The organism is Bacillus salacetis (assembly GCF_003581585.1).
Lineage (GTDB): Bacteria > Bacillota > Bacilli > Bacillales > Bacillaceae_B > Rossellomorea > Rossellomorea salacetis.
In genome coordinates, this window is the sequence record NZ_QXIR01000005.1 from 83319 (window position 1) to 95955 (window position 12637).

Annotated in this window: 11 protein-coding genes; all 11 read left to right on the forward strand. The window is 45.1% G+C overall.

The genetic code is table 11. From position 1 onward, the window contains the following. Positions 1-89: 89 nt before the first annotated feature. On the forward strand, positions 90-755 hold the full coding sequence (sdaAB, locus tag D3H55_RS05545; protein WP_119545924.1) for an L-serine ammonia-lyase, iron-sulfur-dependent subunit beta: 666 nt from the start codon (positions 90-92) through the stop codon (positions 753-755). A gap of 50 nt (positions 756-805) precedes the next feature. After that, a complete protein-coding gene (sdaAA, locus tag D3H55_RS05550; RefSeq protein ID WP_119545925.1) occupies positions 806-1693 on the forward strand; it encodes an L-serine ammonia-lyase, iron-sulfur-dependent, subunit alpha in 888 nt (295 codons plus the stop codon). Further along, positions 1686-3734, forward strand: coding sequence for an ATP-dependent DNA helicase RecG (gene recG / locus D3H55_RS05555; protein WP_119545926.1), 2049 nt, complete (start codon positions 1686-1688; stop codon positions 3732-3734). Before sdaAA ends, recG begins: the two co-directional genes overlap by 8 nt. An 86-nt stretch (positions 3735-3820) precedes the next feature. Continuing rightward, positions 3821-4399 carry a transcription factor FapR gene (gene fapR, locus D3H55_RS05560; RefSeq protein ID WP_119545927.1) on the forward strand — a complete coding sequence of 193 codons (579 nt, stop codon included), beginning with the start codon at positions 3821-3823 and terminating at the stop codon, positions 4397-4399. After that, positions 4396-5385 (forward strand): phosphate acyltransferase PlsX, encoded by a 990-nt coding sequence (plsX, locus tag D3H55_RS05565; protein ID WP_119545928.1) that lies wholly within the window; start codon positions 4396-4398, stop codon positions 5383-5385. The genes fapR and plsX overlap by 4 nt, the downstream gene beginning before the upstream one ends. 24 nt (positions 5386-5409) lie before the next feature. Further along, the gene (gene fabD / locus D3H55_RS05570; protein ID WP_119545929.1) at positions 5410-6357 is read left to right on the forward strand and encodes an ACP S-malonyltransferase; all 948 of its coding nucleotides are present in this window, start codon (positions 5410-5412) and stop codon (positions 6355-6357) included. Further along, the gene (gene fabG / locus D3H55_RS05575; RefSeq protein WP_119545930.1) at positions 6354-7097 is read left to right on the forward strand and encodes a 3-oxoacyl-[acyl-carrier-protein] reductase; all 744 of its coding nucleotides are present in this window, start codon (positions 6354-6356) and stop codon (positions 7095-7097) included. The genes fabD and fabG overlap by 4 nt, the downstream gene beginning before the upstream one ends. Before the next feature lie 298 nt (positions 7098-7395). Continuing rightward, positions 7396-7629, forward strand: a complete 234-nt coding sequence (gene acpP / locus D3H55_RS05580) for an acyl carrier protein (RefSeq protein WP_006838176.1) — start codon at positions 7396-7398, stop codon at positions 7627-7629. A gap of 443 nt (positions 7630-8072) precedes the next feature. Then, entirely contained in the window at positions 8073-8201 is a 129-nt protein-coding gene (locus tag D3H55_RS25170; protein WP_276310204.1) for a hypothetical protein, read from the forward strand. Positions 8202-8300: 99 nt separating this feature from the next. Further along, the gene (rnc, locus tag D3H55_RS05585) at positions 8301-9050 is read left to right on the forward strand and encodes a ribonuclease III (RefSeq protein WP_119545931.1); all 750 of its coding nucleotides are present in this window, start codon (positions 8301-8303) and stop codon (positions 9048-9050) included. An 11-nt stretch (positions 9051-9061) separates the two neighbouring features. Next, positions 9062-12631, forward strand: a complete 3570-nt coding sequence (gene smc / locus D3H55_RS05590) for a chromosome segregation protein SMC (protein WP_119545932.1) — start codon at positions 9062-9064, stop codon at positions 12629-12631. Positions 12632-12637 lie beyond the last annotated feature (6 nt).

Genomic DNA, 12637 nt, shown 5'->3' on the forward strand with positions numbered 1-12637 from the left:
AGTCATGTTATTATAGGGAGTAGACGGATTACAGTACATTAAATGAAAGAATAGAGAAGATAGATATTGATGGGGAAGGGGAGCAGGCAATGAAATATAAAAGTGTGTTTGATATCATGGGACCAATTATGATAGGTCCATCCAGTTCTCATACTGCCGGAGCAGCGAGAATCGGACGTGTTGCAAGGAATCTCTTCGGAAAGGACCCTGAATGGGCGGAAATTTCATTCTATGGTTCCTTTGCTAAAACGTACAAAGGCCATGGGACAGATGTAGCCATAGTTGGCGGCCTGATGGATTATGATACTTTTGACGAAAGAATTAAAGATTCCTTGAATATAGCAAAAGAAAAAGGAATTCGAATCAAATTCCGTGAAGAAGATGCTGTTACGGATCATCCCAACACAGCCAGGATCCGTCTTGGTGATGCTGAAAGTGATATGGAACTCGTCGGTATATCGATCGGCGGCGGGAAGATTGAGGTGACAGAACTGAATGGCTTTGAATTAAAGCTTACTGGCCACCATCCGGCAATCCTTGTTGTTCATGAGGACCGCTTTGGGGCGATCGCAGCTGTTTCACAAGTACTGGCCAAACATGAAATCAATATTGGCCACATGGACGTCTCACGGAAAGAAGTCGGGAAAATGGCACTCATGACCATAGAAATCGATCAAAATAATATAGACGACAAAGTGATAGATGAATTAAAACAATTAACAAATGTTACTCAAGTGACCATGATTGCTGATTAATCACTGAAAAGGTGACAGCGCTTTCATGAAAATATGAAGGGAGCTTTACTATGTTTCGAAATGTTGCAGAATTGATTGAACTTGCTGAAAGCAGCAGCAAAAAAATATCCGATATCATGATAGAACAGGAAATGGACTATAAGAACAAGACATGGGACGAAGTGTTTTCCCAGATGGAAAGAAACCTTGTTGTGATGGAGGAAGCGGTTGAAAAGGGCCTTAAGGGAGTGAAATCTCATTCGGGGTTAACCGGGGGAGATGCAGTCCTTCTTCAAAAATATATTGAAAAGGGAAATTATCTTTCCGGTCAATTTTTATTGGATGCGGTCAGTAAGGCAGTTGCTACAAATGAAGTGAACGCTGCAATGGGTACTATTTGCGCAACACCAACCGCAGGCTCTGCCGGTGTCGTACCCGGTACGCTCTTTGCAGTGAAGGAAAAACTCAATCCGACAAGGGAAGAAATGGTTCGGTTTTTATTTGTTTCAGGTGCTTTCGGTTTTGTCGTGGCTAATAATGCATCCATTTCCGGAGCAGCCGGCGGTTGTCAGGCAGAAGTTGGTTCTGCAGCCGGAATGGCGGCAGCTGCAATTGTCGAAATCGCCGGGGGGACACCAAGTCAAAGTGCAGAAGCAATGGCCATCACCTTGAAGAATATGCTGGGCCTTGTGTGTGACCCTGTGGCAGGACTTGTTGAAGTTCCGTGTGTGAAGCGGAATGCAATGGGAGCGGCCAATGCAATGGTCGCGGCTGATATGGCTTTAGCCGGCATCACAAGCCGCATTCCATGTGATGAGGTTATCGACGCAATGTACAAAATCGGACAGACAATGCCTGTAGCTTTAAGGGAGACAGCGCAGGGCGGATTGGCGGCAACTCCAACAGGGCGTGAACTGGAGGCGAAAATCTTTGGAGTGTCATTGAATAAAGGTGACTGATTTATTTGCAATACCGGTAACAGACATAAAAGGGATCGGTGATGAGACAGCAGTGCAGTTATCCACCATGGGTATTGGGTCAGTCGGAGATCTCCTTGAGTATGTTCCCTACAGGTATGAAGACTACCGTCTTAAAGACTTGGCGGAGGCAGAGCATGATGAACGGGTAACCGTTGAAGGGAAAATCCACTCTGCCCCTTCCTTGATGTTCTATGGGAAAAAGAAGTCCCGGCTGAATGTCCGTCTGTTGTCCGGCAGTTATCTTATCCAGGCGACTTTTTTCAATCAGCCTTATTTAAAGAAGAAATTGAACCTGCAGGATACTATCACTGTCACTGGGAAATGGGATAAAAACCGGCAGATCATCACTGTCCAGCAGTATTCCCTTGGACAACATACGGCTAAAGGAGACTTTGAACCTGTTTACTCCCTGAAGGGTTCAGTGAAGAATCAGACATTACGGAAATTCATCAGGTCGGCTTTTGAGGATTACGGCAATGATATACCAGAAAACTTACCCGGATCATTAAGGTTACAGTATAAACTGCTCAACCGGAAGGAAGCTCTTTTCAACCTACACTTCCCAGCTGCCCCCAGCAGTTTGAAGCAGGCAAGAAGAAGGATGGTTTATGAAGAATTCCTGCTTTTCCAACTCAAGATGCAGGCTTTGCGAAAGTTTGAGAGGGAGCATTCAAACGGAATTTCTCAGAACTATGATCTGAATAAGATCAAAGAATTCATCAACAGCCTGCCTTTTCCTTTGACGGATGCCCAAAAAAGGGTGGTTAATGAAATCTCTGCAGATATGAAATCCCCTTACAGGATGAATAGGCTTTTGCAAGGAGATGTTGGGTCAGGCAAGACGGTGGTCGCTGCGATCGCCCTGTTCTCAACTATTACAGCAGGATATCAAGGGGCCTTGATGGTGCCTACCGAAATCCTCGCCGAGCAGCATGCAGAGTCTTTAAGTGAACTCCTTGGAACTGCAGGGGTGAATACAGCCCTTTTAACAAGCTCAGTAAAAGGGAAGCGCAGAAAGCTGCTGCTGGAAAAACTGCAAGAAGGCGAGATTGATGTACTGATCGGTACCCATGCATTGATTCAGGAAGAGGTGAATTTCAAAAACCTTGGACTGGTCATCACGGATGAACAGCATCGCTTTGGCGTTCAGCAAAGGAGGGTCCTCCGGGAAAAAGGAGAAAGTCCGGATGTCCTTTTCATGACTGCAACCCCTATTCCAAGGACTCTTGCCATTACTGTGTTTGGGGAGATGGATGTTTCAATTATCGATGAAATGCCTGCAGGCAGAAAAACCATCGAAACCTATTGGGCAAAACAGGATAAGCTGGAACGGGTGCTGGGTTTTATGGAAAAGGAACTCTCTCAAGGCAGACAAGCCTATGTAATCTGCCCTCTAATAGAAGAATCGGACAAGCTGGATGTACAAAATGCCATTGATGTTCATGCGCAGCTCGAATTTTACTTCCAGAATAGATATAAAACAGGTCTAATGCATGGAAGGCTTCATTCAGATGAAAAGGATGAAGTGATGAAAGACTTCAGCAGGAATGAAATTCAAGTCCTGGTTTCCACAACCGTGGTAGAGGTAGGGGTGAACGTTCCCAATGCCACAATGATGGTGATCTATGATGCAGAACGATTTGGACTTTCACAGCTTCATCAGTTAAGGGGCCGCGTGGGAAGAGGGAGCAGCCAATCATACTGTATCCTGCTGGCTGACCCGAAAACTGATGTGGGGAAAGAACGGATGCGGATCATGGCTGAAACGAACGATGGATTCGAGTTGAGCGAGAAAGACCTTGAGCTGAGGGGACCCGGTGATTTCTTCGGGAAGAAGCAAAGCGGGCTTCCGGAGTTCAAGGTTGCTGATATGATCCATGATTACCGGGCGCTTGAAGTTGCTAGGAACGATGCCCAAAACCTGATACAAGGAGAGCGGTTCTGGCAAGACCCTGAGTATGCTGAATTGAGAGGTTTCCTGGAACAAACAGGGGTCCTGCAAGGCGAGAAATTGGATTGAAAATCAGATTGCAGATGCTTGCAATCTGATTTTTTTAATTATATACTACTATTAGTACCTAGTACTAGTAGCGGATGGTGTATATTATGAGACCTACAAAAAAACAACGGCAGATGCATTTGTCGGATACAATAAAGGAAAACCCTTTTATCACAGATGAAGAATTGGCTGAACGCTTTGGTGTCAGTGTCCAGACAATCAGGCTGGACCGCATGGAACTTTCCATCCCTGAATTAAGGGAGAGAATCAAGCATGTTGCAGAAAAAACGTTTGAGGATGAGGTGAAGTCCCTTCCTATTGAGGAAGTTATCGGGGAAATCATTGATATCGACCTTGACCGGAATGCCATATCCATCTTTGATGTGAAGGCTGATCATGTGTTTAAACGAAATAGGATAGCACGGGGGCATCATTTATTCGCACAGGCAAACTCACTTGCCGTTGCGGTGATCAATGACGAGCTTGCTTTGACGGCTAAATCCCAGATCCGCTTCACCAGGCCAGTTAAAGAAGGTGAACGGGTCATAGCTAAAGCGAAGGTAACCGATATACATAAAGAACGTACCATTGTGGAAGTGAATAGTTATGTCGGCGGTGAAAAAGTATTTGCCGGCGAATTCGAGATGTATCGTTCCAATGATACTGAAAAGGATGATGGACAATGAAGATAGCCATTGATGCAATGGGCGGAGACAATGCTCCAAGAGAGATTGTCCTTGGTGCAAAAAGGGCTGTGGATGAATTTAATGACGTTGAAATCATCTTGTTTGGCGATGAGGAAAAGATTAAAGCGGAAATCGGCAGCCATGAACGAATTGAAATAGTACATACTACTGAAATGATCCTTGGAACTGATGAACCTGTAAGAGCAGTCAGGCGTAAGAAAACGGCATCCATGGTGCTGATGGCTCAATCTGTGGCAGATGGGAAGGCTGATGCCTGCATTTCAGCTGGAAACACTGGCGCTTTGATGACAGCTGGGTTGTTTATAGTCGGAAGAATCAAAGGGATTGAGCGCCCTGCTCTCGCGCCTACCCTGCCCACACTGGATGGAAAGGGCTTTCTGATGCTGGATCTTGGTGCGAACGCAGATGCCAAGCCTGAGCATTTGACGCAATATGCCATCATGGGCAGTATATATGCTGAAAAGGTAAGAGGAATAGCCAATCCCAGAGTTGGTCTGTTGAATATCGGAACAGAAGAGAAAAAAGGCAATGAGCTGACTCGGTCTGCCTTTTCCCTGCTTAAGGATTCCGGGGTGAATTTCATCGGAAATGTGGAATCACGCGACCTTCTTGAGGGCGCTGCTGATGTGGTGGTTACAGATGGGTTTACTGGGAATATGGTGTTGAAAACTATTGAAGGAACTGCCTTATCCATTTTTTCAATGCTGAAAACCACATTGACATCATCATTCAAAAACAAAGTTGCCGCCGGCCTTGTAAAGAATGACCTGAAAGACCTGAAAAACATGCTTGATTATACAGAATATGGAGGAGCGGGGCTGTTTGGCTTGAATGCACCGGTGATAAAAGCCCATGGTTCATCCAATTCAAACGCGTTATTCAATGCGGTGAGACAGGCAAGGCAGATGGTCGGCCATTCTGTTTCTGAAACGATAAGGGCAGCGGTAATGGAAGAAAAGAATTAATCATAATGGAAGGGGAGTTCTACAATGGGGAAAATAGCATTTGTATTTCCTGGACAGGGTTCACAAAAAGCCGGGATGGGAAAAGAACTTGCGGAAAAATTCCCGCAGGTTTCAGTATACTTCAATTCTGCGGATAAAAAGCTGGATTTTGACCTATCACACCTGATTTTTGAAGGGCCGCAAGAAAAACTGACTTTAACAGAGAACGCTCAGCCTGCTCTGCTGACTACGAGCATCGCATTTCTTCAGCTGTTGAAAGAGGAAGGGATCGAACCTGATTTCACAGCAGGTCACAGCCTTGGTGAATATTCCGCATTGGTGGCTTCTGGTGCACTTTCTTTTGAGGACGGAGTGTATGCGGTCCGCAAGCGTGGAGAATATATGGAAGAAGCAGTACCTGCCGGTGAAGGTACAATGGCGGCGGTCCTTGGCATGGATCGTGAAAAGCTGGCAGACATTACGGAGAGAATCTCTGCAGAGGGCAACCACGTTGGACTGGCTAACCTGAACTGCCCGGGGCAGATTGTCATTTCCGGTTCTTTCAGGGGCGTTGAACTTGCTTCTGACCTAGCCAAAGAGGAGGGGGCGAAACGTGTGCTTCCTTTGCAGGTCAGCGGTCCTTTCCATTCTTCATTGATGAAGCCGGCTGCTGAAAAATTTTCCGCTGTCCTTAGCGGAATCGCGATAAAGGATGCAGAGGTGCCTGTCATCGCTAATGTTAACGCCAAGCCGATGACAAAAGCAGCTGAAATCAAGGAGCGTTTAATCGAACAATTATATTCGCCGGTCCTTTGGGAAGATACAGTCAGGGAGCTGCTCGATGCAGGTGTGGATACATTCATTGAAATCGGCCCTGGAAAAGTTCTTTCAGGATTAATCAAGAAAGTGAATCGAAGGGTGAATACCTACTCGATAAGCAATGAAGAAAGCTTTAGAGAAACGATTGAGAAACTGAAGGAGGCTGCACAATGAATCTTGAAGGGAAAACGGCATTGGTGACCGGTGCTTCAAGAGGGATTGGGAGAGAGATTGCCCTTGAACTTGCACGCCAAGGCGCGAACGTCGCTGTAAATTACGCTGGCAGTGAAGCGAAAGCCAATGAAGTGACCGATGAAATTAAAGCAATGGGCAGAGATGCCTTTGCCATCCAGTGCAACGTAGCGGATAGTGAATCAGTCCAGACTATGATAAAGGAAACAATCTCTCATTTCGGTTCACTTGATATTCTTGTCAATAATGCCGGAATCACCAGGGATAACCTTTTGATGAGAATGAAGGAAGATGAGTGGGATGAGGTCATCAATACAAACTTAAAAGGTGTGTTCCTTTGCACCAAGGCAGTCAGCCGCCAAATGATGAAACAGCGGAGCGGCAGAATCATCAATATTTCTTCCATTGTCGGTGTGAGCGGCAATCCCGGACAGGCAAATTATGTTGCTGCCAAGTCAGGCGTAATCGGTTTGACCAAAACATCCGCGAGGGAACTTGCGGCAAGGAGCATCACAGTGAATGCAGTGGCTCCCGGGTTCATCTCAACCGACATGACAGATGAACTAAGCGAAGATGTAAAAACTGAAATGCTTAAGGGTATTCCTTTGAGCCGTTTTGGAGAAGCAAAGGACATCGCTAAAGTGGTAAGCTTCCTGGCATCGGAAGACTCTACCTACATGACAGGGCAGACCCTGCATGTAGACGGCGGAATGGTCATGTAACTTAATAAAGGGGCGGTGTCTCTCTCTGATTATCACTTTTAATGTTTTGTCTTGTTGATTGTAGCGGAAGGTGCGTGATCTCCTGCGGGATTAGCGGGACAGGTGAGACCCCGCAGGCGAAGCTGAGGAGGCTCACCGCCCGCCCCGCGGAGTCACGCGGCTGGAGCGAAAATCACTTTACTCTTTGAATAATGGCGATCCTTAGTAATACATTTTTATTACAAGAATCGAAAATCAAGAAACGGTCCTTGATTATTCAATGAAATCTACTATAATTACTTGAGGGGAGGTGACAAGAATGGCAGAAGTACTAGATCGCGTAACAAAGATTATCGTTGACCGTCTTGGAGTTGACGAATCTCAAGTAACTCTTGAAGCTTCTTTCAAAGAAGACCTGGGAGCTGATTCACTAGACGTAGTAGAATTGGTTATGGAACTTGAAGATGAGTTTGACATGGAAATTTCTGATGATGATGCAGAAAAAATCGCAACAGTCGGTGACGCTGTGAACTACATAAATAACAAAGGCTAATCGATTTTTAGTGCTCCGCTGTATTGCGGAGCGCTTGTTCCTTTTAAGAGGCTGTTTTTGAAGAGTTATGGCACAGAGTCCTGAACAGGGGATTCCGGCAGCGGTCAGCTGCCGGAATCCCCTTCAGCAAGGTGTCTGCCTCTTCAAGAACAACCTCTTATTTTTATAATACTTTCTTAGTATTGCTTCTCCGTTCGGAAAAGGTGCTTATGTTGGATTTCACCAGGATCGTTCTTTAACGTGGTTCTACTGATGTATAAAGGCATATTTTATAAGGTCTTTTCGAAATATCAACATTTTCAAGCGCTGTGATCCGTTGTAAACAAACTTTGCGATTTCGCGGGTTTTGTCATAAACTAAAATAGTATGTAAACATGTAGGTAAGCAAAAACATGCCCTTTAAAGGTTGAAGTCATCAACCGATCAGCCGGCAGCCGAAAGTTTTGAAGAGAGTGACAGCCAGGCTGTCTCCTGAGGGAACAATGGAGCCGTTCCGGTTCCTGCAGCCGGCAGGCATCAATCTCTTTATTGGAGCAAGCCGCATTCAAGGTGTTAAGCTGCGGCCGTTTTGATAGGAAAACCCCTGTTAGGAACGCTGGATAATAATGCGGTGGAAATCAATATTTTATTTAAAAAATTATAGTAATCATAAAAAGCAAGGTGGAGGCCCAATGCGGAAACAAGTAAGAAACAGGGATAAACAATCAATGCAGATCATTGATGAAAGATTTAAGGAGTTCCAACGTGAACACGATATTCAATTTACTAATGAAAGATTGTTAAGACAAGCTTTCACGCATTCATCATATGTGAATGAGCATCGGAAAAAACCTTATGAAGATAATGAACGTCTTGAATTCCTTGGTGATGCAGTGCTGGAACTGACAGTGTCGCAATTCCTTTATAAAAAATATCCAACCATGAGTGAGGGAGAATTAACTAAGCTTCGGGCTGCCATTGTATGCGAACCTTCATTGGTTACCTTTGCAAATGAGTTGAAATTCGGCCAGCTCGTCCTCCTTGGTAAAGGGGAAGAGTTGACAGGCGGAAGAGAACGCCCTGCCCTGCTGGCAGATGTATTTGAAGCATTTATCGGTGCTCTTTATTTGGACCAAGGACTGGAAAAGGTTCTTAATATTTTGGAGAAGAACGTTTATCCGAAGATCAATTCCGGTGCTTTTTCTCATGTGATGGATTTTAAAAGCCAACTGCAGGAACTTGTCCAAAGGGACAGTGCAGGCGTGATTGAATATGGGATCCTTCATGAGAAAGGACCTGCCCATAACCGTGAATTCGTCTCAAGGGTCTGCCTCAATGGAGAAGAACTGGGAATCGGTACAGGCCGTTCTAAAAAAGAAGCTGAACAGCATGCTGCACAAATGGCATTAGAAAAACTCAAAACTAAGCTTGAAGAAAATTAAGGAGGAAGACTATGTTCCTCAAACAACTAGATGTCATAGGATTCAAATCATTTGCAGAAAGGATTTCTGTTGATTTTGTTCCCGGGGTAACTGCAGTAGTCGGTCCCAATGGAAGCGGAAAAAGCAATATCATTGATGCCATCCGCTGGGTGCTTGGAGAACAATCAGCAAAATCCCTGCGGGGCGCAAAGATGGAGGACGTCATCTTTGCAGGAAGCGACTCCAGGAAACCGCTGAACTTTGCCGAGGTCACTTTGACTTTGGATAACAATGACGGCGCCCTTCCGATAGAGTACAGTGAAGTGAGTGTAACACGCAGGGTGTTCAGGTCAGGTGACAGTGAGTACCTTCTCAACAAACAGCCATGCAGATTGAAGGACATCATTGAACTATTCATGGATTCCGGGCTGGGTAAAGAAGCATTCTCAATAATAAGCCAGGGAAAAGTAGAAGAAATATTAAACAGCAAACCTGAGGAAAGGCGTACAATCTTTGAGGATGCTGCAGGAGTCCTGAAATATAAGACGAGAAAAAAGAAAGCCGAAGCCAAACTCCATGAAACTCAGGAGAACCTCAACCGGGTCAATGATATAATCTCCGAACTTGAGAGCCAGGTGGAACCGCTGAAAATTCAAGCCTCCATGGCAAGGGATTATCTTGAGCAAAAAGACGAGCTCGAAAAAGTGGAGGTAGGTGTGACTGTCTACGAAATTGAAGACCTTCACAAACAGTGGCAGGACCTGAGTCGTTCCTTTGAATTGCATGGCAAGGATGAGCTGCAGCTTTCATCAGAGATTCAAAAACGTGAAGCACGGTTGGAAAAACTGAGGGATAATGCTGCTGCACTTGATGAGTCCATAACCCGGCTGCAGGAAGTTCTTCTTTCCACAAGTGAAGACCTCGAAAAGCTTCAGGGAAGAAAGCAGGTTCTCCAAGAGAGGAAGAAAAACGCTTCCAACAATAGAGAACAGCTTGAAAAAAGCATCGAAGAATCAGAAAGCAGGATCAATAAGCTCTTCATTGAAAAACAGTCAATAGAAGCAGAATATGATTCAATCAAGGAAGAAGCAGAAAAGCTGCAGAAACTGCTCTCGGAAAAACATAAACGTTTTGAGTATTTCAATGATGATATTGAAACAATGATTGAAACATTGAAAGGTGACTATATTGAAAAACTAAACCGTCAAGCAGCCGCGAAAAATGAAATTCAGTATTTGCAAAGTCAGCTGGAACAACAATCCGGGCGGACCAGAAGGCTTGATGAGGATAACCAAAAGTTTCTTGCTCAAAGAGAGGAAATCCAGCAAGATCAAAAAGGTGTTGAAGCCCGCCTGCAGGAACTGAAAGATGCAATTGATCTGCAGGTGGTCGCTTTCAGAAAAGAAAAAAACGACTTGGAATCCATGAAAAACAAGTCTCAAAAGCTGGAAAGCACTCTTTATCAAGCCTATCAATTCCTGCAGCAGGCAAAATCCCGCAAAGAAATGCTTGAGGAGATGGAAGAGGACTATTCAGGCTTCTTTCAAGGTGTCAAGGAAGTGCTCAAAGCAAGAAACGGCACCTTGAATGGGATTGAAGGGGCAGTGGCAGAACTGGTTTCAGTACCGAAACAGTACGATAAGGCAATGGAAACTGCACTTGGTGCGTCGATGCAGCATGTTGTTGTCGGGAGTGAATCCCACGGCAGGGAAGCCATTAACTATTTGAAAAAAAATCAATATGGCCGTGCCACATTCCTGCCGATGAATGTCATCAAAGGAAAATCGATACCTTCTGCGCAGTTATCCTTGATGAGCAGCCAGGGAGCTTTTGTGGGAGTTGCCTCCGACCTTCTTGAATATGACAGCAAGTATGGATCCATCGTCAGTAATCTTTTGGGAAATGTCATCATCACTGACGACCTCAAGGGTGCCAATGCCCTTGCCAAAATTGCCGGGTACAGGTACCGTTTTGTCACACTGGACGGCGATGTGGTCAATCCGGGGGGATCGATGTCAGGCGGGGCATCCAAACAAAAGAAGTCCTCCTTGCTGAGCAGGAAAAGTGAACTTGAAGAGCTGACAGCCAAGCTGAAACAGATGGAAGAAAAAACAGCAGGGCTCGAAAGCCAGATCAAGCAGTATAAAGCAGATATTTCACATAGTGAAAAAAAGCTTGAGGACATGAGGCTTAAAGGCGAGCAACTGAGGTATAGCGAGCAGGAGCAGAAATCCAAGCAGAGAGAATTGGAGCTATCCAGGAAAAATATGGATGAAAGACTTTCCTTGTATGATATGGAAAAAGGAGAATTTTCAGACCAGAAATCCAAGAATGAAATACGTATAGGCGAGCTGCGAACCGAACTCGAAACCATTGTACAAGAACTTGTTACGATGGAATCCAGAATTGAAGACCTGACTGATCAAAAGAATAATGACAGGACATCAAAAGAAGAAATTTCAGATGAAATCAGTGAGTTGAAAGCGAGGCTGGCAGCACGGAATGAACAGCTGAATGCCAGTAAGAGTGCCTTGCAGCGCATAACAGAGGATCTTGAACAGTCTCAGAAGAAAAAAAGCGATCATGAAGAAGATCTTAACTGGCTGACCAGCGAAATGGAAAACGATTTTTCAGGTGAAGAAAAACTTCAGGAAGATGCTGAAGCCAGAGCACGTGAAAAGCAGGAAACAGCGGGGTTGATCAGCAGCCGCAGGGAAGAAAGAATGAAACTTCAAACAGAAGTGGAAGATGAAGAACTTCATCTTAAAGAATTAAAAAGGCAGCATAAAGGGTTGATGGGAGCTCTTAAAGATGAAGAAGTGAAGATCAATCGTTTGGATGTTGAACTGGAAAATCGTCTCGCACACCTCAGGGAAGAATATATGCTTACATTCGAGGCGGCAAAAGAAGATTATCCTCTGATATTGGAAATCGATGAGGCCAGGAAGAGAGTCAAACTTATTAAGATGGCCCTCGAGGAGCTGGGCACAGTTAATCTTGGAGCGATAGATGAATATGAACGTGTATCCGAAAGGTATCAGTTCCTTCTTGAACAGCAAACAGATCTCCAGGAGGCAAAAGAAACCCTTCATGAAGTCATCCGGGAAATGGATACTGAGATGGTCAAGAGATTCGACTACACCTTCCATGCCATCAAAGCTGAATTTGAAGGTGTATTTACGGCATTATTCGGCGGAGGCAGAGCAGAACTGAAACTGACTTCACCAGATGACCTCTTGAATACAGGGGTCGATATCGTTGCCCAGCCGCCTGGGAAGAAACTGCAGAACCTTGGCTTGCTTTCCGGAGGCGAACGTGCCTTGACAGCTATCGCGCTGTTGTTCTCCATATTGAAAGTCCGTCCTGTGCCATTCTGCATTTTGGATGAAGTGGAAGCTGCTCTCGATGAAGCAAATGTTCAAAGATTCAGCAAGTATTTAAAGAAATTCAGCCGGGAAACACAATTCATCGTAATAACCCACCGGAAAGGCACCATGGAGGATGCCCACGTCCTGTACGGGGTTACCATGCAGGAGTCAGGGGTTTCCATGCTGGTGTCGGTAAGGCTGGAAGATACAAAAGAATTTGTTCAAGCTAAATAAGGCAGG

Coding starts and splice junctions, on each gene's coding strand:
- sdaAB (WP_119545924.1), top strand. CDS start 90: ATGAAATATAAAAGTGTGTTTGATATCATGGGACCAATTATGATAGGT.
- rnc (WP_119545931.1), top strand. CDS start 8,301: ATGCGGAAACAAGTAAGAAACAGGGATAAACAATCAATGCAGATCATT.
- smc (WP_119545932.1), top strand. CDS start 9,062: ATGTTCCTCAAACAACTAGATGTCATAGGATTCAAATCATTTGCAGAA.
- fabD (WP_119545929.1), top strand. CDS start 5,410: ATGGGGAAAATAGCATTTGTATTTCCTGGACAGGGTTCACAAAAAGCC.
- sdaAA (WP_119545925.1), top strand. CDS start 806: ATGTTTCGAAATGTTGCAGAATTGATTGAACTTGCTGAAAGCAGCAGC.
- plsX (WP_119545928.1), top strand. CDS start 4,396: ATGAAGATAGCCATTGATGCAATGGGCGGAGACAATGCTCCAAGAGAG.
- acpP (WP_006838176.1), top strand. CDS start 7,396: ATGGCAGAAGTACTAGATCGCGTAACAAAGATTATCGTTGACCGTCTT.
- fabG (WP_119545930.1), top strand. CDS start 6,354: ATGAATCTTGAAGGGAAAACGGCATTGGTGACCGGTGCTTCAAGAGGG.
- fapR (WP_119545927.1), top strand. CDS start 3,821: ATGAGACCTACAAAAAAACAACGGCAGATGCATTTGTCGGATACAATA.